At 62.8% G+C, this 25,211-nt stretch carries 21 protein-coding genes and 3 pseudogenes; 10 read left to right on the plus strand and 14 right to left on the minus strand.

Annotated elements, in window-relative coordinates; all coding sequences use genetic code 11:
• Positions 1 to 647: 647 nt before the first annotated feature.
• The 3 genes from IV500_RS01110 to IV500_RS01120 form a co-directional block, all read right to left on the minus strand.
• Complete coding sequence (locus IV500_RS01110; protein WP_196394970.1) at positions 648 to 1,412, minus strand: DUF6544 family protein; 765 nt, start codon at positions 1,410 to 1,412, stop codon at positions 648 to 650.
• A complete protein-coding gene (locus tag IV500_RS01115) occupies positions 1,409 to 2,311 on the minus strand; it encodes a hypothetical protein (RefSeq protein ID WP_196394971.1) in 903 nt (300 codons plus the stop codon). Before IV500_RS01115 ends, IV500_RS01110 begins: the two co-directional genes overlap by 4 nt.
• An 86-nt stretch (positions 2,312 to 2,397) precedes the next feature.
• A complete protein-coding gene (locus IV500_RS01120) occupies positions 2,398 to 2,553 on the minus strand; it encodes a hypothetical protein (RefSeq protein WP_196394972.1) in 156 nt (51 codons plus the stop codon).
• Positions 2,554 to 3,033: 480 nt separating this feature from the next.
• Here IV500_RS01120 and IV500_RS01125 point away from each other — a divergent pair, with 480 nt between their 5' ends.
• On the plus strand, positions 3,034 to 3,240 hold the full coding sequence (locus IV500_RS01125; RefSeq protein WP_196394973.1) for a hypothetical protein: 207 nt from the start codon (positions 3,034 to 3,036) through the stop codon (positions 3,238 to 3,240).
• Positions 3,241 to 3,752: 512 nt separating this feature from the next.
• Here the strand turns inward: IV500_RS01125 and IV500_RS01130 are convergent.
• Complete coding sequence (locus tag IV500_RS01130; protein ID WP_196394974.1) at positions 3,753 to 4,298, minus strand: hypothetical protein; 546 nt, start codon at positions 4,296 to 4,298, stop codon at positions 3,753 to 3,755.
• Positions 4,299 to 5,120: 822 nt separating this feature from the next.
• Between IV500_RS01130 and IV500_RS01135 the strand changes: the two genes are divergently transcribed.
• The 3 genes and pseudogenes from IV500_RS01135 (at position 5,121) to IV500_RS21225 (ending at position 6,999) form a co-directional block, all read left to right on the plus strand.
• The gene (locus IV500_RS01135) at positions 5,121 to 5,513 is read left to right on the plus strand and encodes a hypothetical protein (protein ID WP_196394975.1); all 393 of its coding nucleotides are present in this window, start codon (positions 5,121 to 5,123) and stop codon (positions 5,511 to 5,513) included.
• A gap of 589 nt (positions 5,514 to 6,102) precedes the next feature.
• Positions 6,103 to 6,688 (plus strand): annotated as a pseudogene (locus IV500_RS01140) (MFS transporter); the annotation flags it as partial.
• Positions 6,680 to 6,999: pseudogene (locus IV500_RS21225) on the plus strand (antibiotic biosynthesis monooxygenase family protein). The pseudogenes IV500_RS01140 and IV500_RS21225, both read left to right, overlap by 9 nt.
• Before the next feature lie 316 nt (positions 7,000 to 7,315).
• Here the strand turns inward: IV500_RS21225 and IV500_RS01145 are convergent.
• The 3 genes from IV500_RS01145 to IV500_RS01155 form a co-directional block, all read right to left on the minus strand.
• On the minus strand, positions 7,316 to 9,208 hold the full coding sequence (locus tag IV500_RS01145; protein WP_196394976.1) for an FAD-binding monooxygenase: 1,893 nt from the start codon (positions 9,206 to 9,208) through the stop codon (positions 7,316 to 7,318).
• Positions 9,209 to 9,282: 74 nt separating this feature from the next.
• Positions 9,283 to 9,510, minus strand: coding sequence for a hypothetical protein (locus IV500_RS01150; protein ID WP_196394977.1), 228 nt, complete (start codon positions 9,508 to 9,510; stop codon positions 9,283 to 9,285).
• A gap of 244 nt (positions 9,511 to 9,754) precedes the next feature.
• Positions 9,755 to 10,666 carry a LysR family transcriptional regulator gene (locus tag IV500_RS01155; protein ID WP_196394978.1) on the minus strand — a complete coding sequence of 304 codons (912 nt, stop codon included), beginning with the start codon at positions 10,664 to 10,666 and terminating at the stop codon, positions 9,755 to 9,757.
• 166 nt (positions 10,667 to 10,832) lie between these two features.
• Between IV500_RS01155 and IV500_RS01160 the strand changes: the two genes are divergently transcribed.
• The 3 genes from IV500_RS01160 (at position 10,833) to IV500_RS01170 (ending at position 15,808) form a co-directional block, all read left to right on the plus strand.
• Positions 10,833 to 12,224: an MFS transporter gene (locus tag IV500_RS01160; protein ID WP_196394979.1), complete on the plus strand. Its 1,392-nt coding sequence runs from the start codon at positions 10,833 to 10,835 to the stop codon at positions 12,222 to 12,224.
• Positions 12,225 to 12,445: 221 nt separating this feature from the next.
• Complete coding sequence (locus tag IV500_RS01165; protein ID WP_196394980.1) at positions 12,446 to 13,174, plus strand: IclR family transcriptional regulator; 729 nt, start codon at positions 12,446 to 12,448, stop codon at positions 13,172 to 13,174.
• 192 nt (positions 13,175 to 13,366) lie between these two features.
• Positions 13,367 to 15,808, plus strand: a complete 2,442-nt coding sequence (locus tag IV500_RS01170; protein WP_196394981.1) for an OmpL47-type beta-barrel domain-containing protein — start codon at positions 13,367 to 13,369, stop codon at positions 15,806 to 15,808.
• A 149-nt stretch (positions 15,809 to 15,957) separates the two neighbouring features.
• On the opposite strand, the gene IV500_RS01175 is transcribed toward IV500_RS01170, so the two are convergent.
• Positions 15,958 to 16,512 carry an Rv2134c family protein gene (locus IV500_RS01175; RefSeq protein ID WP_196394982.1) on the minus strand — a complete coding sequence of 185 codons (555 nt, stop codon included), beginning with the start codon at positions 16,510 to 16,512 and terminating at the stop codon, positions 15,958 to 15,960.
• A gap of 317 nt (positions 16,513 to 16,829) precedes the next feature.
• On the opposite strand from IV500_RS01175, the gene IV500_RS01180 reads away from it, so the two are divergent.
• Positions 16,830 to 18,155: an ATP-binding protein gene (locus tag IV500_RS01180; RefSeq protein WP_196394983.1), complete on the plus strand. Its 1,326-nt coding sequence runs from the start codon at positions 16,830 to 16,832 to the stop codon at positions 18,153 to 18,155.
• On the opposite strand, the gene IV500_RS22225 is transcribed toward IV500_RS01180, so the two are convergent.
• The 6 genes from IV500_RS22225 to IV500_RS01210 form a co-directional block, all read right to left on the minus strand.
• On the minus strand, positions 18,097 to 18,261 hold the full coding sequence (locus tag IV500_RS22225) for a YrhK family protein (RefSeq protein ID WP_196394984.1): 165 nt from the start codon (positions 18,259 to 18,261) through the stop codon (positions 18,097 to 18,099). The two genes, IV500_RS01180 and IV500_RS22225, sit on opposite strands and share 59 nt — an antisense overlap.
• 243 nt (positions 18,262 to 18,504) lie before the next feature.
• Entirely contained in the window at positions 18,505 to 19,089 is a 585-nt protein-coding gene (hxlB, locus tag IV500_RS01190) for a 6-phospho-3-hexuloisomerase (RefSeq protein WP_196394985.1), read from the minus strand.
• On the minus strand, positions 19,086 to 19,730 hold the full coding sequence (locus IV500_RS01195; RefSeq protein ID WP_196394986.1) for an orotidine 5'-phosphate decarboxylase / HUMPS family protein: 645 nt from the start codon (positions 19,728 to 19,730) through the stop codon (positions 19,086 to 19,088). Before IV500_RS01195 ends, hxlB begins: the two co-directional genes overlap by 4 nt.
• A gap of 87 nt (positions 19,731 to 19,817) precedes the next feature.
• Positions 19,818 to 20,792: a sugar kinase gene (locus IV500_RS01200; RefSeq protein ID WP_312875778.1), complete on the minus strand. Its 975-nt coding sequence runs from the start codon at positions 20,790 to 20,792 to the stop codon at positions 19,818 to 19,820.
• Entirely contained in the window at positions 20,789 to 21,559 is a 771-nt protein-coding gene (locus tag IV500_RS01205) for a fumarylacetoacetate hydrolase family protein (protein WP_196394987.1), read from the minus strand. Before IV500_RS01205 ends, IV500_RS01200 begins: the two co-directional genes overlap by 4 nt.
• Entirely contained in the window at positions 21,556 to 22,938 is a 1,383-nt protein-coding gene (locus IV500_RS01210; RefSeq protein ID WP_196394988.1) for an MFS transporter, read from the minus strand. Before IV500_RS01210 ends, IV500_RS01205 begins: the two co-directional genes overlap by 4 nt.
• A 169-nt stretch (positions 22,939 to 23,107) precedes the next feature.
• On the opposite strand from IV500_RS01210, the gene IV500_RS01215 reads away from it, so the two are divergent.
• Together IV500_RS01215 and IV500_RS01220 are read left to right on the plus strand one after the other, a co-directional pair.
• Entirely contained in the window at positions 23,108 to 23,911 is an 804-nt protein-coding gene (locus IV500_RS01215; protein WP_230854300.1) for an IclR family transcriptional regulator, read from the plus strand.
• Positions 23,912 to 24,744: 833 nt separating this feature from the next.
• A pseudogene (locus IV500_RS01220) lies at positions 24,745 to 24,978 on the plus strand (IS110 family transposase); the annotation flags it as partial.
• Positions 24,979 to 25,211: the final 233 nt, after the last annotated feature.

Consider the following 25,211-nt stretch of genomic DNA (forward strand, 5'->3'; position numbering starts at 1 on the left):
GGGCAGCACCCAGCAGCAAGCCGAAATTTAGTTCGTCGCCGAGAGCGAACAGAACCAGGTTGATCACGGCGACAAAGCCGCGGGAAGAACAAGCGCACGGGCGTAATGGCCACGTGACACCCTCCACACCAGCAAGGAGCGCAGCTATTGCCGCTCGGATGCTCCCGAAAGGCCGGTGATCGAGGCAAGTTCCCCATCACAGTCGCGCGATCCTTGGACTGATCACTCCTGAATCCGGTTGGGCGGGTGCCGAAAAAACCGCGTAGCGGTCCTTTCCCCGAAGACGCAGTCATCCGGCCGTATCATGAGCACCGACCTCCGGAGGGTCGGCCGCGAATATCTCCGTAAGAATACCGGGATCAGCCGGCTACCAGCGATGGGGACTGGATGAAGTCCAGGCTGCAGAGGTTCCCATCAAGTTTCTCGGAAGCTCTGATATTGCCTCCTGTGCTAGTCCTGAGAATGCGTTCTGCCTTAGCCGCGCCCGAATTTATTGTCCAGTGGCGCACCCTGCAGCACGAGGAGTCGTTTTGCATCGCGTGGGTTACGGACCGGGTAGATTGTGGTGCGGTTCGCCATCGTCAGGGCCTTTTTCCGGTACCCCCGGGTGAGGCTCTTAGAGGGGTGTCCGCCAGCTGCGCCGTTCTTCACGCTATTGGTTGCAGTTCGGTAATTTGGTACCGGAAGAATTCGCTGTCCGGCCATCGATCGGTGCCGAACCCCCAGCCAAGTCGGCCGGCGCTCGGGATCGTCAGGCCACCGAAAGTGCGATAACCGGTGATTTCGCCGCCGAATGGATGCCACTGGAAGATACCGGTTGAGTCTGGATCACCCCAGCGGTCAAATACCAGGCTCCGGATACGTCCATCCGGTCCGATGGTGTAGTCCACCTCCACGGGCGTGTTTCCGAGCAGATGATGCACGCAAACATGACTGTCGCTGGTGGCGGACCACGTCGCTCCGAACCGGGGTAACAGAGCCGCTGGAACCCAGATCGCTTCGGCGCCTCCCCTACCCGCAGCGCTCCTTGATACGTCGGAACCGGACCCATGAGCGATGTTGAACAGCCCAGCCAATTTCCAGTCCATGCCCCCCACATCATCGAGATAGCGGTCCGAGCCGGTGATGATCCGGGCCACTCGTGCAGCCCAGATGAAACCCTTGTGGGGGTCAAGCAGCTGCGTGGCCCGAAACGGCAGCCATCTGCCCAGCTTGATCCTTCCCTGCATCTGAAGCCGCACGGCACGGACCAAAGGGGTTCCGGGGCGAATTGCTGCGGTGAAGTGGCGTCGGACCGGTTCGGGCAACCCGGAAAGTTCCCCGCTATTGAAACATCCAAGGGGAGAAGTCTTTTGCGTCAGTCGCTGTTCCCACTCGGCGATGCTTTGCGGCCTGCGTCGACTGAAGCTCATGATGATTCAGCCGCAGTGGAAGGTGCCCATACTCGCTTGGGACGAAGCCATAACCACAGGATCACCGAGACGGCCACAATGATGACTCCCATCGGTGCCAGAATCGTCCAACCCGTTGCGCGGTCATGAGCCTGTGCCACAAACGGCGTCAGGAAAATCGGTAAAGCGGTCAGCCCGAGGAAAATCAGGGCACCTGCTGCTGTTGCATAGCCCAGCCAGTGGTCGCGCAGCAAGGCTAACCCACTGGCAAAGACCCCAGGGAGGAAGATCGCCAAATCCAGGACGTGTACCGGGTTCGTGGGAATGTTCCAGCTAACAGCGGATGCCGATGGCCGACCTGTCAGCAAATCGGGGACGATTTCGCTGAACCAGAGAACAGCGAACAGCACGGCTGTGAACAGCAGAAACCATGCAGGCAACCGCCCCGCAGTACCGGTGAACAGCGCTTTTACATCCGTTGTGTTCACGGCAGACAACGCACCAGCGAAAGCGAAGACAGCCAGCCCCAGCACGGCCACCCAAACCAGAAACAGTGGACCGAAGTGGATCGAGAACGCGTAAATCGCGTAGTTGTACGCCGTAAAAACCAAGAACCCAAGCAAACACAACCAGGACCTCAGCGATCCTCTGAAGGCGAGGACTCCCAAGACCACGGTCAGCGGTACGACCACGAAGAGATTCACAAGATCCTGCGCAATAACAGCATCGAAAAGCGTCGCGCTTTCCTTGCCATAGATGCGCTCGGGCATGACGAGACCCGTGATGCTCCCCGCCGCAGCGAACAACGCCGCACAGATTGATAGCCAGAACCACAGCGGAGGAAGACCAGTGGTGGTTTGACGTGTTTGCCCGGTTTGGTATGGCGGCGACGACGTGCTACGTGCGAACGGGTGCTTCACGGTGGCTCCTTTCCCATTACGAAGGGTCCCAACCGCTGGGTCCCGGAATGCTGGCGTTCACCCGGAGATCCTCAAGGAGCTGCCCTTTACATCTTGTCCAGTTCCCTGCGGGGCAACCACGGCACGACACCGAGGAGAACTAAGATAAGCACGAGTTCCAACACCCCCTTCGTGAAAAGAATCCCCTGCAGCCAGCTGAACCCCTGAATCATGACGGTTTCAACCAGGATCCATATGATCATCGCAAACCCTGCCACAGCAGCCCACAAGTACGGGGACACCCACCGCCGAAAGGGCGTTGAAGCCGGCCACGACGATCAGGGGCCGCCATGCAATTCCTGTCAGGACATCCACTGGCACGTCAAGCCTGCTTCCTCAAAGTTCTTCGCAAGTCTTCATCACGACGCTGTCGGTGGTCCACACACTACGGGTCCAGACGCCTGGCGCATAGCATTCGCAGCTAAACCGTGCGCAGCTCGAATCCGACGATCTTGTTGGTATGCCATCATCGCGTCAGACTCTCTTTCCATGACGTGATTGCCGACGACGACCCAGGTGGCCGCCTCGCACGGCATCTGTTCGGGGTCGTCGAAGGGGCCGCCTAGTCTCGACTCCCTACGGATGAGCTAGGCATCGAGGCATCCGTCATCCTAGGTGGTTCCAGATACACAGTAGGACCTATGGCCCTGCTCAGCGCAATAGTCGCGGGATAGGGTCGGCTCATGACGAATCACGGGAATGGCCACCAGGTTGACCGGCAATTCATTGAGACGCTGCCTGGCATTGGTCTCAGCTTTGGAGCTGGTGCCGGAATCGCCGTCGGAGTTGTCATCGCCGGCGGACCTGGCATAGCGATCGGTATAGCCTTGGGTGCGGGTCTGGGCCTGGTGGTCGGATCACTGGCAAAACTTTGGTACCAGAGGTCCTGACCCCTGTCGGTGCATGCGCAAACCGGGCCCTCTACGCGCGGCCAAACAAGCCACCAAGTTCCTGACCGGACCAGCGGCAAGACAGCGGTGCCGGCCCGCGATGCGGATACAGAGGCGCTGTGGCCTGGGCACACCCTCGAAGTCCTATGATTCTCCGATATGCCGAATCACCGCTCACGGACGGTATTTCTGTCGACGCAGATCTTGTTTTCGAAGCTGTGAGAAGCCCAATCTGTCGCGGTGATGTTGCAGAGCAGCGCTGATAACCGCTTCAACTCGAGGTGGATCGTATGACATGACGAGAACGGTGACACCGATGCAGCCGCAGATGTATCTCCCCGTGGTCTTGCACGCTTTCGCACTCCTGGGGAGTTTGTGCTTCTTGCCGTCGAGCCAGTATTCGGCATGCCCTCGGGTACTGTTCTTACGTGGATCTGCACCGGGTTCTTACTACCGTGCTCTGCATGGCTGGTGCGATCGGCTTGGTGTTATGGGCGCTTCATCGGACCAATTTAAGGCCGCGCAGGGACCACGGCAGCGGCAATCTGTACGGTTTCCAAGGCAGACGCTGCAGCAAGCAGAGCGAACGCCAACAAGACTCCCGTGTTGCGCTGGGTGATGGTCGTCTTTGAATGTGAAGTCCTGACCCGTTGCGTGGTCCCGCGGATCGCCCACCATTTCTTGATACGCCATCTACTAATCGAGGGGGTGGCTGCGACCGCAAGGACGTAGGCCATGATCTCGTAGACTCCAGAACTGCCGAACGCGCCGATTGAAGGTGGCATCCTCACGGGCATGGGGATAGTGAAAGAGTTGGTCCCTACGATCACGGCAAGCACAGCTACGAGCAGCAAAACGCTTATGTAGCCGAAAGGATAGCCGCGTTTGGTGGTGATGAGGTTGGCTGGCACCAGCAAGAGCGCAGTAACCGCCAGATTGAGGCCTAAAATGCGCATCCACTCCAGCCACACGCTGCCTCCTGCCAGGCCAGTCCCCGCGAGAGCCTGCGTGCCGGTGCGACCGGTCAGCAACCCCTCCGGCAACAGCCAATAGCTCATAGCCCAGATCCCAACGAACACAACGGATACAACTGCGAGCAGTGTCAAAAAGCGAACGATCAACGTGTCGTGAGTGAGATAGCGTCTGAGCATGGCCGTCTCTCCCCGCGCTGTGCACCGAACGCAAGGCGCGTAAGATGCGCCCAACGATTTCGGCCAGTCTAGTGTCGAAACCACCAGGTCGGGCATAGGGCACCTTCAGAATGGTAATAATTTGACCACATGCGTCAGAGCATCACATGACCGGTTGGAGTACCCATTTTCGGGCGCTCGTGGCCCGCGGCCCGCGTCGCGTGCGCGCTTTGACCAGTTGCCGGCGGGCATCGGCTCGGGACCAGCCAACCCCGGCCACCGACCGGTCCAAGACCACGCCTTTGGCCTCCTTCGAAGCCCGGAGCACTCCGCGGCTTCCTTGTTCGTGACTTCCCGGCGCGGACAGCGTCAACTCATCACTCGTCCCTCCAGCGCACGGAGAGTGCCCGCCGTGATAAAAGATTTCGCGAGCATTTCTTAGATAAGGCACGAACCCCATTTTGCGAGCTCTTTCCACGACCCTCGTTGGCCCCTTGAAACCTTCAGGTCCTGATCTTATGCTTCCCTTCTATAAGGGGTCTGGGGTCCTGCAGAACGAAAGGACCTCAGATGCGTAGACAACCGGGAGCCATGCTCGCCGTGCTCACGGCCGTGACCACCGCTCTTTTGGGGCTGGCAGGCTGCGCCGGAGAGCGTTAGGCCTTCATCCAGCTGGCGAAAGGCGCCACATCCAAAGTTTCCGCCGCACTGGGGCGGGAGGCCAGCGAGATCAAGCTTGCCTCTTCGGACGTGTCCAGCCTGGCCTCCCGATACGGCGCGGCTGCCGAGGACGTAACCGCCGTCACCGGCCAAGCGGACACATACCGGGGCTGGTCGCTACCGCAGAAAACCGTTGACCACATGGCTGACGCTGCCAAGATGGCGAAAGACAACGAGGCCATCTCCGCTGGCGTCGGCGTTGCGTGTGACTGGATGATGGGGAACATCACAACTCCGGCCCAATTCCGGAATTCAGTGGCGAAGGCCGGGATCGGAATGACTTACACCGACTTGGTTGCATTCCGGGCGGCCACCAGCGACCTAGCCGAAGAGCTGACGACGATCAAGGATCAGGGTTCACCAAAGGACAAGGCGGCGGCGGCCTTGCTGTGCTACGTCTACCAGGCTGTCCCGGTGAAGTAGCACTCGAATGCGACTCGTCGTTGGCCGAAAAGTTTACGTATTGCGGAGACTGTTCAGGTTCGCAGGCCGCGCCGCATTGAAAGCGTGAATGGCGCGGCGGGGCCATGGTCCTTCGCGACGCTACTTGTGATGTGCAGCAGCTGATTCACGACCTCGTCGTCCCGCCCGGGTCCTTCCGAACAGGAGGGGCTCGTTTCGGAACTAAGTGTCCCTTACTCCTGACGTGAAATGGACCAGATTCTCGAAAATCGCTGCACATCTCACGGATCTGTAGGGACACTCCGCGACAGTTCCCATGGTGTGCCTGCCACTCGGAGCAGTTAGCTCAATATCGGCAGATCCCAGCCTCGATCGCAGGAACCCCTCAGTTCCCACGGACCGCCACTACACGTCAGTACCTGTTCAGCATCATACTTTGATCCCCTGAATGCAGGATCCTCCGACCGCGGGTTTCGCACCGTGTACAGCCTGACCGGCTCGGACGGGTACATCGGGCGGACCCTCGATTTCAAGCTGCTCGAGGAAACTCGCGGCCTGGATGGCGACCTGTATCTGCGCGCGTCGAACGAAGCCGTAAATGTCCAAGACCGCTGGATTGGTCTTCGCCAAGCTCGTCTTTGAGCCAGCTGGAAGTGACATAGAAAGCCTTATTTCCTTCGCTTCCGTTGGCCTGAGCTTCCTGTTCCGTCCGCTGGGCGCCTTCCTCGCCGGACATTTCGACGACAGGATCGGACGGCGGGCCTTGTTGGTGATCACCTTGATCATGATGGGAGCAGCCACGACATTAACCGGCTTGCTCCCCACCTGTAGATCGGCCGGGATCGTCCCTCCGATCCTCCTGTTAAGGCTTCGCATCCTGCAGGGGATTTCCGCTGGCGGCTAGTGGTGCGGCGCGGTCCTGATGGCCGTCGAACACGCTCCCCGGACCAAACGCGGCCCGTTCGGTTCGTTCCCACAGCTGAGTGTTCCGCTGGGGATGCTGTTCGCTTCAGACGTCCTTGCGCTCATGTCCGGACTCATCTCCCCCGGCCAGGCCTTTGTTGAGCGTGGTTGGCGCGTTCCGTTCCTGCTGAGCTTCGTCCTGATCGTCCTCGGATACATCGTGCAGCGCAGACGAGAGCCCGGTCTTCGAGGAAATCGCCAGGAAGAAGAAGCAGACACGTTCCATCGTTGTCATTAATGCATTCAAGGTCCCCGTCGAGACCGGGTCCGAACTGGAAGCGCGCTTTGTTGCCCGCAGGCACACGGTGGACGCCTCCCCGGGCTTCGAGGGGTTCCAGCTCCTGCGCCCGGTCACGGGGTGGGGGACCTTTACTTCGTCTACACGCAGGGGGCCACCCGGGATGACTTTGAGAACTGGCGGTCCAACCGAGCCGCGCACGAAAGCTCCGCCCAAGCGCCGGTGGCAAGCGGCATAGACCTGCTCAGGTTCGAGGATGTGGACCTGGCTCAGCGATGCGCCGCGTTCACGCTTGCTCGGCACTGACCGTGTGTGCGCGGCGCGGCGGGGCGTGGGAAGGGATCGGATTTTCCCAATTGTCCAACCCCGGGGCGACCCCTCCCTATGCTCGCGTTAGGGGCCGCCTGTTTCCGATCTGACATCGGCGGGGTGTCCGAGGAAGACGTCGGGAACACCTTTACAGGGTCCGAGACGCCCGCGTTTGACCTACTGAGACGGCGGGCCGGGGCTGGCCGATGAACCGGACCGCTCCGCGCTTCTATTGCCCCTGACCGCCCGGGTGCACATCACTGGTGATGTGCCGCCCCGGGCGAGTAGCGCAACTAAAAACGTGACCGGGATACTAGACGTGCTGGCCCTTCAGTAGTGGGGTGAAGAATCTGGCTAGTTCGTCGGTCGCGGTCAGCGGCAGGATGTTCGCCACGTACTGGTCCGGGCGTACGACGACGACCACGCCGTCGCGGGACAGCCCTCGCGTCTGGAAGATGTCATCACCGTCGACAACGCCGTAAACCTTTTCGAGGTCGGTGAGCTCGAATGGCCCGACCTCGGGCTTGAACACTTCGGGCACGGCGTTGATGTCGATGTCCTCGTGCCTCTGCTGGTAGATGACCTTCACGTCGAACCAGGCGTCGGCGTCGAGCCCTTGGGGGGTGGCAGCCAGCGGAGATTCCGGAGCGTCTGCGAGCCACTGCGCCAAATCGGTGGTGGGCGAGGCGGCCCCGGGCTTGGCCGCATCGGCGAAGACGTAAATGCGCCAGCGGCCGTCGGCGGTGGCCTGGTGGCCCAGGTGCAGGGCGTTGGTGTCACAGACGCGCGAGACACGCGCGGACTTGAAGCGCTTGCCAAGCGGGAACCCTGTGGCCAGGTCCTGGTGTGCGTCATCGGAGGTGAGCAGCGAGGGCGTGTACTGCGTCATGAACCCGGCCGGGAACTCGGCAGTGCGCACGTAGAAGTCCTCCAGCTCCGTGGGGTTGGCGAATTCCTCGGGCTTCTTAGCCATCATCGTCGACCATTGCTTGTCGAAGTCGATGAGATTCTTAGCTACGACCTGGCGCTCGGTGGAGTAAGTGTCCAGCAGCGACTCTGGGCTCCGGCCCTCGAGCACGTGACCGAGTTTCCAGCCCAGGTTGAAGCCGTCCTGCATGGAGACGTTCATGCCCTGGCCGGCCTTGGCGCTGTGCGTGTGGCACGCGTCGCCGGTGATGAAGACGCGCGGGCTGCGGGTGCCGCGGTCCTGCGCCAGGACGTCGTCGAACCGGTCGGTGAGGCGGTGGCCGACCTCGTAGACGCTGTGCCAGGCAACGCTGCGCACATCCACGGTATAGGGGTGCATGATCTCGTTCGCCTTGGCGATGATCTGCTCGATGCTGGTCTTGCGCACGGCGCCACGGTCGTCTTCGGGCACCTCACCCAAGTCCACGTACATCCGGAATAGGTGGCCGCCCTCGCGCGGGATCAGCAGGATGGATCCGCCATCGTGCGACTGGATAGCGCACTTGGTACGGATGTCGGGGAAGTCGGTCTTCGCCAGCACATCCATGACGCCCCAGGCATGGTTGGCAGCGTCGCCGGCAAGGGTGCAGCCAATCGAGGCGCGGACCTTGCTGCGCGCGCCGTCGCAGCCAACAACGTACTTGGCGTGAATGATGCGCTCGGTGCCCTCGTCCGGTCCGGCGCTGCGGACCAGCGTGACCTTGACGGGGTACTCGCCCTCGTCGGTGACCTCGAGCGTTTGGAAGTCCCAGCCAAAGTCGGGGGTCAGGCGGCTGGGCGAGTTCACCGCGACCTCGGCGAAGTAGTCGAGCACACGGGCCTGGTTGACGATGAGGTGCGGGAATTCGCTGATGCCGGTGGCGTCGTCGACGGCGCGGCCGCCGCGGACGATGTTCTTGGGGTTCTCTTCGCCCGGGCGCCAGAAGTTCATTTCGGTGAGCCAGTAGGCCTCTGCAATGATCCGCTCGGCGAAACCGAACGCCTGGAAGGTCTCGACACTGCGGGCTTGGATGCCGTCGGCCTGGCCGAGCTCCAACCGCCCACCGCGGCGTTCCACGAGGCGGGTGGTGATGTCCGGGAACTGGGCGAGCTGGGCCGCGATGAGCATGCCGGCCGGGCCCGAACCCACAATGAGCACATCCACCTCGCCGGGAAGCTCCTCGGGACGGTCGACGCCGGTCCCGGCCGCCGTCTGGATGCGGGGGTCACCGGATACGTATCCGTGGTGGTGGAACTGCACAAGAATCTCCTCACTGCACTGTGGGCGGCGAGCTCACCAGCATCACCAATAGTTCGTTATCTGAACATTCCGTTCTAATAACGCACACTAAGCATAATTGTGTGGGCTATCTCACGCAAGTCCCGAACGAGGCCCACTAAAAAGTGCCCGCGCCATGTCTTGGCCGGATCGGCAGTCAACCCCAGCAGTTCCACCTCGTCGTTGGCCACTTTCCAAGACAACAGGTGGGGTCCTTCGGCATCAATGACCAGACAGTGGCGATGAGCATTGCCGGCATCAATTCCGCCCCACATCTGCGGCATCACCGCCTCCAAGCGCCTCGCGAATAGGTGCGTCCTGCGAAACTACAACTGTCACGGAATCATCCACCAACAACATAAGAACAACAACCAAAAATGGTGGGACCAGGCACGACGGAGCCCGCGCAGTCGTGACCGGGCTGACGTAGAAGAGGGCCGTCTACTGGCCGGCCCTCTCCGTTTTTCCTTCACAAAGGAAAAACTTTGCCGCACTGACACGTCCGTGATGTTTTAGCGCCGCGGAATTTCATGGCAATGGAACTCTGAACGTCTCGACAGTGAAATCGAGAAGTGCCTGCGCGCGGGGACTGAGCCGGGAGCCTTCGAGCCAAATGCCCGACATGGTGGTGCGGCTGGCCGGCGGCGCCAGCGAGCGTACTGCAACGGGAAGTCCTTCCAGGGTGATCGGCGCCCAGTTCGGACGCGACATCAAAAGCCCGTAGCCCAGGCCGCGGCCTACCAGCGCCTGGACGAGGATGATCTGCGGCATGTTCGCCACGATTCTCGGCTGAAGGCCGCGGTCAGCAAAGGCCCGGTAGGTATTTGCCGGGCTGGGGCTGGCGTCGTACATGATCAGCGGTTCAGGGGCCAGCTGTGCCAGGTCCACGGTTTCCTGTTGCGCCAACGGATGGTCAATGGGAAGTACCGCCTGCAGCTCGGTCTCGTAGATGGTTCGGCGTTGGAATCCCGGCGGCAGTTCCATGTCGTAGACGATCGCCAAATCCAGCCGGCCGTTCTCCAGGGCGGGCAGCAGGTCGTCGTGGGTGCCCACCACGACCTCCACGTCGACGCCAGGGTGGATGCGGGGGAAGCCGTCCAGGATTGCAGGCAGCACGCTGGCGGCGAAGCTGGCGAAGCAGCCCAGCTTTACGGGTCCCTTCAATTGCCCTGCAGCACCTGTCATCTCGGCCAGCAGATCCTCCGCCTCTTTCAGCAGTACGCGGGCCCTGGACGCAAAGTATTCCCCTGCAGGGGTCAGCTGCAGGCCCCTTGCCTTGCGGCGGATACACAGCTGTTCACCCACTGCGCGTTCCAGCCGGGTGATTGCCTGGGAAAGCGCCGACTCGGAGAAGTGCAGTGACGCGGCCGCATCACTGAGTGTGGGAAACTCCGCCAGCGCAACGAAAAGCTCCAGCTGGCGGAACGTGAACTTTGACAAACCGTCCTCTTTCATAAAACCGAATTACTATGCCTGTATTTATAAGTTTACTCACGGAAATATCTCTGTGACACTGGTTACATTCCGTTAGCCGGGACCTGCTGCCGCGTTGGTGCGTGTGCCGGGCCGGCCGCTATCCCGGACTAAAGTCAAGGACAACAAACCCATGAGCATCACGAAAGCCTCCGACACGCGGCGCACGCAGCGGCGCGTCGCGTTTGCGACCCTGATCGGCACCACCGTCGAGTGGTACGACTACTTCATCTACGCCACGGCCGCAGGCCTGGTTTTTGCCCACCTGTTCTTTGAGCCGGCCGGCGCCCAGATCGGCCTGCTGCTCTCCTTTGCCTCTGTGGGCATCAGCTTCCTGTTCCGCCCGCTCGGTGCGTTCCTTGCCGGCCACTACGGGGACAGGATCGGCCGCCGGGCCATGCTGGTCCTGACCCTCTTACTGATGGGCACCAGCACCATGCTCATCGGCGTACTGCCCACGTATGCCACGGCAGGTGTCTTGGCCCCGGTCCTCCTGCTGCTCCTGCGCATCCTCCAAGGCGTCTCGGCAGGCGGCGAATGGGGTGGCGCCGTCCTCATGGCTGTTGAGCATGCGCCCGCCAACAAGCGCGGCCGGGCCGGTTCGTTCCCCCAGCTCGGCGTCCCGCTGGGCCTGCTCCTGGCCTCCGGCGTCATGGCGCTGATGACCGGCGTCATCGCACCGGGAGATGCTTTCATGGCCTGGGGCTGGCGCATCCCGTTCCTGCTCAGCTTCGTCCTGATCGGCGTGGGCTACTTCGTGCGCCGTGCGGTGGAGGAAAGCCCCGTGTTCTTGGAGATCGCGGAAAAAAAGCAGCAGCCCAAAATTCCCGTCGTGGAGCTGTTCCGCAAGCATTGGCTCCTCGTCATTCTGGCGGCCCTGGTTTTTGTCGGCAACAATGCCGCCGGCTATATGGCCACGGGAGGCTTCATCCCCAGCTACGCCACCAACCCCGACGGCATCGTGGGCCTGGCAAAGACGCCCGTGCTCATCGCCATGACCTTTGCCGCAGCCACGTGGCTCATCTTCACCGCACTGGCCGGAGGCATGTCCGACAAAATCGGGCGCAAGCGCACCTATGTGATCGGCTACATTGCCATGGCCCTGACCGTATTTCCACTGTTCCTGTTGATCAACACCGGCGAACTCTGGGCGCTGTACCTGGCACTGCTGCTGCTCACCTTTGGCCTCGGCCTGACCTACGGCCCGCAGGCCGCCTGGTACAGCGAAATCTTCCCGGCCTCGGTGCGGTTCTCCGGCGTCTCCATCTCCTACGCCATCGGCGCCATTCTTGGCGGCGCGTTCTCTCCCTTGATCGCCCAGTGGCTGCTTCAGGCCACCGGCACCAGCCTCGCCATCTCCGGCTACCTGCTGCTCACGACTCTCATCGGCCTGGCCGCGGTCATTATGCTCAAGGACCGCTCCGGGATCGACCTCAGGATCACCAATCAGGCCGAGCAGGAGGTTGGCGCCACCATCTTTGATAAGCGTCAGCCGGTTGCAGGCGTAGGCTCCGCGCCGGCCTGAACGCAAACCAAGCACGACGGCGGCACCCAACTTTCGGTGCCGCCGTCGTGCTTGGGAACGAAGTCCTCGTCCGTGCGCAGCAGTTTACTCAAGCGGGCGGGCGGCCACCTGCCCGTCCATGTCCGTTATCTGAATTCGATGTCCCACTATAGAATGAAGGGAAAAGGTGGGGACTGCCACAACGACGGCTGACGCGGCCGGCGACTGAATAGGATCCAGACGTGAGTACAGAAGCAGTACAGAACCACCCGGCGAAGGCAGCAGCCCATTCCCAAACCCTGTCCCGCGGCATCCGCGCGCTGGAAATCCTGGCCGAGGCCCAGTCTCCCATGACCATCGCCGAACTGTCGGAGGCGCTGGGAGTGCACCGCTCCGTCGCCTACCGAATCCTTCGCACGCTGGAGGACCATTCACTCCTGATCAGGGACGACGCGGGTCGGGTCCAGACCGGACCGGGACTGGCGGTGCTGGCACGCGGCGTGTCCGCGGACCTGCAGACGGCCGCGCTCCCGGAACTTACGGAGCTGGCCAATGATTTATCAATGACGGCCTTCATTGCCGTGTGGGACCACCGCGACTGCGTCACCCTCCTGACTATCGAGCCACGGCATTCCGGCGCCACCCTGGCCCAGCGTCCGGGAACCCGGCACTCCTTCAGTTCCGGCGCGCCGGGCATTGCCATCCAGTCCGCCATCAGCGAGGACGCGTGGGCGCAGCTGGCGCCCGGCCTGCCGTACCGTCACGAAGCGCGTGCCGCGCGGGCCGCCGGGTTCGCCACGAGCCATGACGAAGTCCTTCCCGGGGTCTCCGCGATCGCCGCACCCATCCACGTACCCGGCGGCATGCCGGCGGCCATCTGCGTGATCTTTCTAGGGCGCGGCCCGGAGCCCGACGCCATCGGCGCCCGTCTGGGCACTAGCGCGCGGGCCATTGAGGCGCAATTGCAGTAGCGTCACAGCGGCAGCATCCAGCCCCGCAACGCATGAGCAATCCGCTGGCAGGAAGCCTGCGGCCCCCATCGGAATAATCCTTGACGCGTTTACAGGTTTGTGATACTTATCACACTATGACCGTGGAAAAGGCCGTGCGGTTCGCGTCCGGCCCTCGCGATCCAGACCACCCTGACATCAAGGGAGTTAAAGATGGCTGCGCGTAGTGTCACCATAAATTTTGACAACACTACCGATGTGGCGTTGATATTCCCCACATCCCATCTCGATCACGGCATCTGGGGGACCAAGCCCCCAGCGCGAATCGAAGCCGGCGCGTCCGCGTCGTGGGAGGGCGAATCTTCGGGAGTGGCCACCGGCACCGAAGGGTACGCGGACTTCAGCCTCGAACTGGGACCGGGCTCCACCGGAACAATACACGTCTACTTCGACAACCCGTTCGTTGGGAGCAACAGCTACGATCAGTCAGCGCCGGCAGCTTATGCGCTGAACCGAGTGGGCGACGGCTCCGGGAACGACTCCACCGCTCACTGGGTGTTCGCAGACGCCTCGAGTACGGGCGACGGCATTGCCGATGACTGGAAGATCAATGGCACCACTGTCGACCCGGGGAATGGGTCCGGGCCACAGTTCATCGACCTTCCGGCCATGGGCGCGACCGTGGGCAAACCGGACCTCTTCGTGCATCTGGACTGGATGGCAGACAAGACTCACAGCCACGCCCCGACCGACGCGGCCATCAGGACCGTCGTCGACGCGTTCGCGAACGCGCCATACATCAGCCGCAACGGCTCAATCGGGATCAACCTCCACGTAGACGCCGGCCCCGCCAGCACACTGAACTTCGCAACTGGCACCAAGTGGGGCGCACTGAGCCGGGCCGCGGCCGTCGGCCACGTGGTGCAGCTCGGCACAACGAACCCGGACTCCTCGGGCAACATCAACTACAACTGGACCGAGTTCGACAAGCTCAAGAACCGGGTCGGGGGCTTCTTCTCATCCGGGCGGACGGGGATCTTCCGCTACTGCGTCTTCTGCCATCAGATCGGCTCCGTGGGTAACAGCGGCGTCGCCCGCAGCATTCCGGGTTCGGACCTCATCGTCAGCCTGGGCACATTCGCGTCAGTCACCGACACTAATGTCTCGGGCACGTTCATGCACGAACTGGGACACAGCCTGGGCCTTCAGCATGGCGGCGGCGATAGTGTGAACAACAAGCCTAATTACGTCAGCATCATGAACTATCTTTGGCAGTTCACCGGTGTGACGCGGAGCGGGGCCTCGCTGATTGACTACTCGAACGCCGCTCTGATTGCCCTCACGGAATCCGCCCTCAACGAGACAATCGGGCTGGGGCCCGGGTCCGCCGGGGTCGCCATCTCCCATTGGGTACCAGGCGTGGCACCCAATCCGGGCGCGTTCGTGCAGGTAGCCGACGCCTCCGCGCCAATCGACTGGGACGGCGACGGCCTCACCACGAAGACGAGCGTCAGCGTTGACGCGAACAACGACGCGGCGCAAGGAACTCTCAGCCCTTTTAACGACTGGCAGAACCTGAAGCTGAAGGGCGGTGCAGTGGGAGGATCCGGCTATGAGCCGCCAGTACAGTCCACCATTGTCCAGGAGCTGACTCCCCAAATGCTGCCGGTCATCCTGCCGGCAGACACCACGCCGCCGATGACCACGGCCACCCTCACCGCCGCACCGAACGCGGGCGGCTGGAACCGCGCCGACGTTTATGTCGCCCTGACCGCGACGGATGACATCTCGGGAGTCGCCCGCACCGAGATCACGATCGACGGGCTTGGCTCAGCCGCGTATACCGCTCCCCTGCTGATTACCGCCGAAGGCGTGCATGACGTCGCCTTCCACTCAATCGACCGTTCACAGAACATCGAGGCCGAGAAGCACCAGAACGTCAGTATCGACAAGACCGCCCCGGAAGTAGTCATCAGTTATGACCCGCAGGCCGGGGACATCATCGTTGAGGGACGCGATTCCCTGTCCGGCACGGCCGCCGGCCCGGTGCCGCCCCGGGCTCGGGTGGACGCGGAATGGACTGATTTTGGTTCAGATGTTGCTCAGATCCGCACCTATTGCATCGACGACCGGGCCGGCAACGTCACTACCCTCTACCTCAAGGTGCGTTGCTCGCCGGTGGCCATTGAGGCGAGCGTGCTGGGCATTGCCTACGACGACCAGCACCGCCGCGGCGACGATGCGCAGGCAGAGGGGAACTCTTATTTGCACGGCGGGCGCGGCGGGCGTTTCTATCGGGAGCGCAACACGCTGGTCTTCGAGCGTGTCCTCGGCCGCAACGTGGCCGCACCTCTTGCGGGCGTGCGGCAGGTGGTCGCGATCGGCGACGGCGAGAGCCGGTCGATTGTGCGGACACGGTACGACGTTCTCGACGACTACACCCTCCTGGCGCGGGAGTATGGCACGGTGAGCTGCGTACCGGACGGGAGGCAGTGCCCGAGCCAAGATCACGAGTCCGGCGAAACCGATTGTTCCGGCACGACCGCGGCCCCTGAAACGGCTCCGGGATCAGCAGCCGGCACCGAGACGGACCTCCGCGGGCTGCTGATCCTGCACATCGTCAGCAGCAACGGCAGGCTCGCCGTCCAGGAATAATCCTCCTGCCCCGTGGCCAGAGCGGATTTCACCCATCACGCAGATCGCCGACCATCACGCCGCCGATCCGGCCCAGCAGGGTGGCGTTGAACCTGCCATGATGCGGCCGGTGAGCGTGCGCTTGGCGCTCACCAGGCCGGGCACTGGCGTCAGACCTCGGGAAGGGTGCAGATGTGCCCGTCGGCGTCCACTGGGTACCCGCAGAGCGGGCACACAGGACGCCCTGCACCCACGACCTCACGGGTACGCTGGGCGAATGCACGGGCGGTGCCGACCGGCATTCGCACCAGCAGTAATTCGGACGCGTCAACGTCATCTTCATCAAGCGATTCATCGTCGCCATCAGCACCGACATCAGCGACCGGGTGAGCCTCTATGACGATCTGCGCTGTCGTCGGGTCCCAACCCAGGCTCATGGCGCCCGTGCGGAACTGCTCCTGAACGGCCTCAAGCGGGTCATTGTCGACGAGTTCAATGGGAGTACTGGTGGGAATGCTGAAGGGATTGCCCTCAAGGGTGATGAGCTGGTCGAGAATTTCGTCGATCTTCTCGGCGAGCAGAGCCGACTGCTGCTTCTCCAGGGCAACACTTACGATCTGCGTCCCTGTCCGCACCTGCAGATAGAACGTGCGCGCCCCCGAAACGCCAAGGGTGCCGACGACGACCCGATCAGGCCAGGCGAACTCGTGAACAGTTGTAGGCATGTAAGCATTTTAGGCTCATCACGATCACGGCGCCTTATCCTCACGAATCCGGCCCAGTCCGGCACCCGCACGAAACGATCCGACGCCCACGGCGGCCGACGGCCGAGAGGTCGCGATTGTGCTGGTCAATAGGAGTACAGCCGTCAATGGCCAGGCCGTCTTCGGCAAGCCCGAGGTCACGGTGCCGTAGTCAGTACGCCCAGCAGTGATCCCGTTTCGAGGAGGAATTTCATCTGGATGGCGATGGCGTCACACAGCTAGTGGTCGGGGCTTCGGCCGTGCCATGATGCAAGTACCATACGCGAAGGAGCCAGACTATGACCGCCTGGAAAGTGCGCGACTTCCACCCGACAGATCTGGAAGGGATCCTGCACCTGTGGGAGACGCTGAAATCCGCCGGCCTGGACCCCGTCTATGACCTGTCCGAGGTTCTGGCGTCCTGCGAAAAGGACCACAGCGTCGTTGCCGTTCTGGGTGAGGACCTGGTGGGCGCGGCCGTGGGCAGGGCCGCACATGACCAGGGCTGGATCGTTTTTTTGGCGACCTTGCCGCAGTGGCGGGGTCGCGGGATCGGCACCGCGCTGCTGGCCGGGGTCGAAACCCGGATGGCCCCGCTGGGGTTGACCAAACTCTCGGCACTGATGCCGGACACAGAGACGCGCGTTGAGGCGTTCCTGAGCCGCGGCTTCGAGGACAAGAAGAACCTGAGGTATTTCGAGCGGCGGATCCCACTTCAGCGCCAAGAACTTGGTCCGCTGGGGCAACTCGGAGGCCGGCTGCTTAAGCGCAACCTCTGGGAGAACGTCGCCGGCATGAGGCGGGAAAAGGATCTGCTGGAACGCCGGCTGGTCCTGCCCTTGGCCCATGCCGAGCTCGCCGAGGAATTTGGCGTCGTGCCGCCGCGCGCCGTCGTCCTCTTCGGACCGCCCGGAACCGGAAAGACCACCTTCGCCAAAGCCATCGCATCCCGGCTGGAATGGCCGTTCGTGGAGGTCTTCCCCTCCCGGCTCGCGGCGGATCCGGGCGGGCTTGCCGGCGCGCTGAGAGAAACTTTCCTGAAGATTGCCGAGCTTGAACACGCCGTAGTGTTCATCGATGAGGTGGAGGAGATCGCCTCGCACCGCTCGGGTGAGCCGCCGTCTGCCCTCCAAGGAGTCACCAACGAGCTGCTGAAAATCATTCCCGCCTTCCGCGAGCAGCCCGGCCGCCTTCTGGTCTGCGCCACCAACTTCATCCGTTCCCTGGACTCGGCCTTCCTGCGGCACGGTCGCTTCGATTATGTGATTCCCATTGGTCTGCCGGACGCGGAAGCGCGCCGGGCCATGTGGGAGCGTTTCATTCCCACCTCCGTGCTGGAACAGGTAGAAGTGGAGCTGCTGGTGGAGCGCAGCGGCGGATTTTCACCGGCGGACATCGAGTTCGCTGCCCGAAGCGCGTCGCAGCGGGCGCTGGAAAAGGCCATTTACCAGCACGACGGCGGAATCGCGCGGCCAGGTGCTACTGGTGATAGCGCCGGTTTGGACCTGAAGCGTGGCCCGTCCACGGAGGACTACCTTGGAACCATAGCCGACACCAGGGCCACGGTCAGCGACGACGTCGCGCGCCAATTCCTGGAGGACATCGAGCGTCTGGCCCGCATGTAGGGCGCCGGGAATTTTCAAGCTGACGGACGAGGCGCAATGTCGGCTTGAGGACAAAACAGACGGACCCGCTAAGGAAGCACCACAGGGCAATTGCTACGGTTCTCATTTTCTATTTTCGATTCTGATACGCGCCGCACGGACCCTGGCCGCTGCCCGTGGAGAGTACCGGCGCTACACCGAAAAGTGTGATGCCCTCTTCAGGTCCGCATGGAACACAATGTTCGGCCAGCACTGTGATTCCGCGGTGTTCCGGGCCCGCCACAATTACTGCTGCGACGAGCAGGCTGAAGCGTTTCCACGTTCATCCTGAGCCATCGTGCGGACGATGACCGGGCTGTCATGAGCTGTCTTACTCGGTGTTCGCATGCGCGGCCGCCGCGGCCGCATTATCGATCTTCCGGCGCGTTGCCAAGAGCAGGCAGACGACGTCGAGAGCCACGTGCGTGACCTGGTCAAAGAGGCTGGAGAGCGGCTGAACGGTCATGGCCTCACCCGGGCAGCGGTATTTTGTGGCCGCGGGGAGCACCAGCACCGTCGCTGCCGGGGAGGCGAGCGGCGAGTCAGGATCAGTTGTGACGACGTGCACCATAGCACCGACCGCGGCCGCCTGCTGCGCCACCCGGACCGTGCCCGCCGTCGTGCCTGATCCCGAAATCGCCACGAGCACGTCGCCGCGTTGTACCGACGGTGTGGTGCTTTCCCCGACGACATGCACGGGCAGGCCCAGATGCATCAGGCGCATCGCAAATGCCTTTGCCATCAGGCCACTGCGGCCCTCACCGGTGGCGAAAATTCGCGAGGCACCTGCCAACACGTCAGCCAGGCGCTCAATATCCTCCCGCTTTACGCCCTGCACCACGGTGGTGATTTCGGAAAGGACGACGTCCAACAAGTCCAGTTGCTGCTCCCCGGGGTCGACATTGGTTTCATTCATCGCGGTGCCACCTCACGCTCGGCTGTGTCAGCGGCGGCGCGGACCGCCCGTGCGGCCGCTGCAGGATCCGCTGCGCCGGTGATTGCCGAACCAACGATGGCGCGGAGGTTCTGGACTCCGCCAAGCGGAGCCAGTTCGTGCGGTCCGAGGCCCCCGGCAACGGCCACCGGGCGTCCGGAAGCCCACGGTCCTAAGAGGTCGCCAGGCTTGGCACTGGATTGCTGCGCGTCCTTGCCGATATGCGCGGCCAGTACAACATGAAAGGGCAACCGGGCTGCCAACGCAGAGCGCCGCGTTTCCGGCACAACCATCAGGTCGACGACGGCTTCCAATTGACGTTCCTCAGCCACCCGGACTGCCGTCTCAACGGTGACGTCCTCCGCAAGGGCCAGTACCGTTGCCGATGATGCACCGGCGTCGTAGGCCAGGCCAAATTCAAACGCAGCGTCATCCACGGTCTTCAGGTCGGCCAAGACCGGCTTACCATCGGCTGCCTGGACAAGCTGGGCCACCGCGTCCATACCGTAGTGCTTGACGAGTGAGGTGCCCACCTCTATCCAGTCCGCGTAGGGGGCGACGGCTCGGGTGATGTCCACTGCCCGCCGTAGTGTCATCCGATCAAGTGCGATCTGCAGCTGCACTGCTTACTTCCGTTCTGTTGGGTAAAGCCTTCATGGTTCGATTAACGGTGCTGGTCCTCAGCCGAGTCCGCTGGAGGCAGGCTCCCCTCAAATCCGGGCGGCCGTCGCGGGCGGTTCCGCCAGGAAAGCCGCGAGCTCTGGCCGGTCAGGAAGACCATCCTTGTCGCCGCTGCTGGTGGTGGCAAGCGCGCCGATCGCCGCCGCCCTCTCGAGCGCGGCCTCGACCGACAGCCCGTCCAGGTGCGCGCTGATCAGACCTGCGGCGAACCCGTCCCCGGCGCCGACGGTATCGACCACCTGCACCGGGAAGATCGGGCGGTCCCATCGGCCGGTAGCAGTGTACAGCGACGCGCCCTGTACGGCGGCCTTCACGACGACGCGCTGCGCCCCGCGGTCCAAGTAGAACCTGGCCACCTGGTCCGCGTCCGCATCGGGCAGACCGGACAACAGCCGCCCCTCGGTCAGACCGGGCAGAACCCAATCCGCAGTGGCGGCAACATCGTTTGTCACACGGATCATTTCTTCCGGCGATCCCCAGAGGCCTGGCCGGAGATTGGGGTCAAAAGAGACCGTCATTCCGCGTTCCCGGGCTATTGTGACGGCCCGGAGCGTGAAGGCCCGCGTGCTCGGTGATAGTGCGAGCGGGATTCCGGTCACATGGAGATGGCGTCCCGAGGAGATATAGGCATCCGTGGCCGGCGATGGCGCCAAGCGGCTGCCCGCCGAGTTCCTCCGGAAGTATGCAACCTCGGGGTCTCCGCCGTCCGCGTGGCTCTTGAGCTGGAATCCCGTCGCGGCCTCTGGGTCGAAAAAAACCGCAGCCGTGTCGACGCCATTGTGGGCCAGTTCCGCGACCGCAAAGCGGCCAAAATGATCCTCCCCCACGCGCCCCACCCAGCCGACGCGATGGCCCAGCCGGGCGAGACCGATGGCGACGTTCGTTTCCGCTCCAGCCAAGGCACGGCTGAAATTCACCACGCTCTCCAGTGGACCCGACTCGGTAGCGACGAACATCGCCATCACCTCCCCGAAGGTGACGACGTCCATAACCGGGCCGCTCACGACGCTGCTCCAGCGGCCGCGAGGACGGGTTCCGCAGCCACGGTATTCTCCAACCGGCCGAGCAACGGCGAGCTGGCCGAGACCCGGTCGCCGGGGCGAATCCTGCCGACGGCACCGGGCGCCCCGGTGAGCACGACGTCCCCGGGGCCCAATGTCATGAAGGAGGTGATGTACACCAGCACCTCCACGACGTTGCGCCCCAGGTTCGCCGTGCTTGCGGATTCCAGTGGCACCGCGTTAATGCTTAGGGTGAGCTGCACATCCGAGAGATCAAGCGCGGTTTCGACCCACGGTCCCAGCGGGGTCCAGCAGTCGAAGCCTTTGGCTCTTGTCCAGAGCGGATCGCTCCCCTGAAGGTCGCGGGCAGTGACATCGTTCGCGAGCGTAAAACCAAGCACGTGCCGGGGTGCATCCTGCGGCGTCAGGTGCCGCGCCGTCCTGCCGATCACAACGGCAAGTTCGGCTTCGGCGTCCACCCGTCCGATGCCTTGGGGAATCGGGATTGCGCTCCCCGGACCGGTCAGGGCCCGTGCCGGTTTGAGAAAGGCCTGAGCCGGCAATTCCCGATCTGCTGACCCAGTGTTGTGCGCCATGCCCACCACGTTCATCGGTGTGGCCGGCGCCAGCAGCCGCGCGCCCTTCAGCGGCACCCTCTCACCGGTGGCAACCGCCCCGCCCGGCCACGGGTCCTCGATCAGCCCCAGCGTGGTACCGTCGACGACGGCCCACCTGGGGCCGCCGTCGTGCTCTACTCGAACGAGCCTCATGCACGTCCTCTTCGGCTCTGGCCGGACAGCGGCGACTGCGCACCGGGGAGCGTTCGTGAGGCTGCAGCGGGGCGCACCCACAGCATGATTGCGGCCGCCGCAGCAAGGGACGCGGCCATCAGCAGGAAGGACGCTGAGGAAGATCCGGTGAGGGAATCGAGCCAACCGACCAGGTAACTGCCGATGAATCCGCCGATGGCACCGAAGGAGTTCACCACGGCAATGGCCGGCGCCGCGATCGCCTTCGGCAGGAACTCGGAAATGTTCGCAAAGTACGGCCCGTAGGGGGCGTACATGGCGGCGCCGGCGATAATCAGCAGCGGGAAGGAGAGCCAAAAGCGGTCCGGTCCGAGAAGATATGAGCCGTAGAAGGCAACAGCCCCCAGCGCGAGCCACGGCCAGACGTACCGGTTGCGGTTTCCCGAGCGGTCAGAGGCGCGGCTGTTGAACACCATGACGATGATGGCGAGCGCATAGGGGGCGCCGGAGAGTAAGCCCGTCAGTCCGATGCCCTGGCCCGATCCTGCCTTGACGATGGTCGGGAGCCAGAAGACGAACCCGTAGACACCCAGGCTCCAAAGCAGGTACTGGATGGAGAGAAGAACGACGTTGCGGGAGCGAAGTGCGGCGCCCAGGCCACCCTCGACAGGGGCGATCGACTTTTGCTCGGCTTCCAGGGCATTGACGACCTGGTCGCGCTCCTTGGGGTTGAGCCACTTCGCGTCATCCGGACGGTCGGCCACCAGCTTGCGAAAGACGAAGGCCCAGATGATCGCCGGGATGCCCTCGAGGATGAACATCCAGCGCCACGAGGTCGCCTCGATCAGGAATCCCGACACTACCGTCAACCAGAGGACCGTCACGGGATTACCCAGGATCAGGAAGGTGTTTGCCCGGCCCCGCTCGGCTTTGGTGAACCAGTGAGCCAGAAAGATGACCATGGCCGGGAGCACGGCGGCTTCGACTGCGCCGATGAGGAACCGGTCGACGATCAGAAGGGTCACATTTTGGATTACACCCTGGGCTGCCGCGAGGACGCCCCAGAGAATCAGGCTCCAGAAGATCAGTGTGCGAACGCTGCGCTTTTCCGCGTACTGCGCTCCTGGAACCTGGAAGAGGAAGTAGCCGATGAAGAATGACGCGCCGATCAGCGCGGAAACACCGCCGGTGATCCCTAGATCGTGCTTCATCCCTCCGGCGACGGCGATCGAATAGTTCGATCGATCCAGGTACGCAAGGCTATAAGTGACGAAGGCTATCGGCAGCAGCCGTGCCCAACGCTGGTGGCCCAGAACGTCTCCCACGGTGGTACCCGGGTTGGGCGAGCGGCCAGCTCTGCTAGATCCCTGGGACTGATGCGCCCCTGATTGCGTGTCCATATTGGCTCCCTTGCCGTGGTTGGGGATTATCACAACTCCCATATGATGGAAGTAACTCCCATAAGATAGAAATAGCATGGCTTCCTCTGCATGCGCTTGTCAAGGAAATATTCCATCCTTCGGGCGTTGTTCCCGTATGGTGGGAGTAGTGACGGATACGGAGGCGGAGATGAGCGAAACTTTTACCGAGGTCGATGACCCGGCAGACGCACGGAGAAGCAGCGGGCGGGACATGGTAGCCAAGGCTCTCAGTTTGCTAAATCGACTCGGCGAACACCCCCACGGCGCCGCAGCCGCCGAGCTGGCCCGTGAGTGCCAGCTTCCGCTGAGTACCGCACACCGTCTGCTGGGCTCACTTGTCCGCGACGGCTTTCTGGAGTTCGAGTCAAAATCGCGTCGCTATACCCTGGGCCTACAGGTTTTCGTGCTCGGGCAGTCCGTGGCCCAGGCCCGCGGGCTGACGGGGATGGCGCGCCCGATCCTGGAGGAAGTCTCAGCGCTCACGGGCGAAGTAACGCTGATGGCGGTCCGGGAGGGGGATCAGCAACTGTACGTCCACTCGGTCCAGGGGCCCCAAGGCGTCAGCGTTATCGGCAGGCCGGGTACCCACGGTCCACTGCACTGCACCGCCCAGGGCAAAGTCTTGGTCGCCATGGCTCCCCAGGCCGTCCGCGAAGACCTGTTGAGCAGGCTCGAGCTGACTGCCAAAGGCCCCAACTGCATCACCGACCGCCAGCATTTTCGCGCGGCCATCGACGAAGTGCGGACCCGCGGCTGGGCTCTGGCTGACCAAGAACACGAGGTCGGCATCCGTGCCGTGGCAGTCCCTGTTCCCGGGCCGGATGGCGTGGCACTCGCCGCGATATCGACCGCCGCGCCGGCTTACCGGACCAGCATCGAGCAGCTCATCGAATACGTGCCGGTGCTCACTGCGGCCGCCCGCCGGATCGCTGTTCGGATGCCGTCCCGCTGATCCCCTGCTCAAGCGCCCGGGCTCCCAGCATCTCCCGCGTTCTCGAGCGGACGGCCATCGCGCACAGGACGCCGGGATTCACTGATACATCGAAAGGACCATGGGATGATCCGGATGCCAACCGCGTCCCCCGCCAATACCAGTCTTCGCCGTGGTTGTCCTTGCTGTTGGCTCCACACCCTTATCCGGCCTGTCAGTTGGAACCACTCACGAGACAGTTCACTAGGCCACGGCGTCGCTTCAGTTGAGCTGAAAAATGATTCCGGAACCTACAGCATCGGGCCAGTTCAGGTCTGACGGAGCAACAGCTTCAACCGCGATCATGGACATTGACCGGGCAGAGTTCCACCGCAGTAGGTTGGCGTTGCCAGGTCTCACAAGCGACTTGGATCAGCAGAGCGAGTGTTTTCCCGGCCTGTGATCCTAAAATTGCCGCCGTTAGAAATGCCAGCGACCGCGACCGGCTGGCTCACCGTGCACTTGCGGGAGTGCGACTAAACGAATTTTGCACTTTCGGGCTGGACTGGACCCGTTCTTGAAGAACGTCGCCGCCAACCATCCGGCCACCGCTTCATTCACAAATCGTCCTCACCGGCACGCTCGGGCTTGCGGCCCGCCATGATGTCTCCATAGCAACCAGATCCGGGCCCCCGCCCAATCCAGATCGCTGCTAAGAACATTCGAGCTGCAGCAAGATGCGGTGTCACGAAGCTGAGCATAACCGCCCAAAGACGTTGCTCCCGGGCCGGGCCGGTGGCTTCCCCGGTCGCCTTCGCCCAACCGAGAACAGGCCCGACGCCTTCCTCGATCATGTCAAAGACGGTCTCCGTAATAGCGATGCCGCCTGGCTGGCCGACTTGGGGGCGCACGGGCTGGTGCGTGCCTCGTTTGTGGCGCCGCCATCAATCCGTGAACTGCGCCAGCTGACAAGGACACAGACCATCATCACGGCTGAACGCTCTAAGGAAATTCAGCGCCTGGAAAAGCTGCTCGAAGATACCGGCATCAAACTCTCCTCTGTAGTCTCGGACATTGTCGGGGTTTCGGCCCGTGCGATGCTGGAAGCACCAGGACTCCTGACATGAGATGGTCGGCTGTGTGGCTATGCCCTGCGTTCTCGGGGTTTCGTTGCCTGGGCGAGTGTTAATTTTGCCCTTTTTGTTATATAATTGGGTAGAGGAAATAATCGGTTGTTGAAGGGGTGGGATGATGGGTGTGATGACTGCCCAGGCACCCCTTCCGGTAACTGTTGAGGCCGGTGCCGTGCCGGTTGGTGCGGCGGCGTCGCTGCTGGAGGATG

The sequence above is a fragment of the Arthrobacter terrae genome (assembly GCF_015708085.1).
GTDB lineage: Bacteria > Actinomycetota > Actinomycetes > Actinomycetales > Micrococcaceae > Arthrobacter_M > Arthrobacter_M terrae.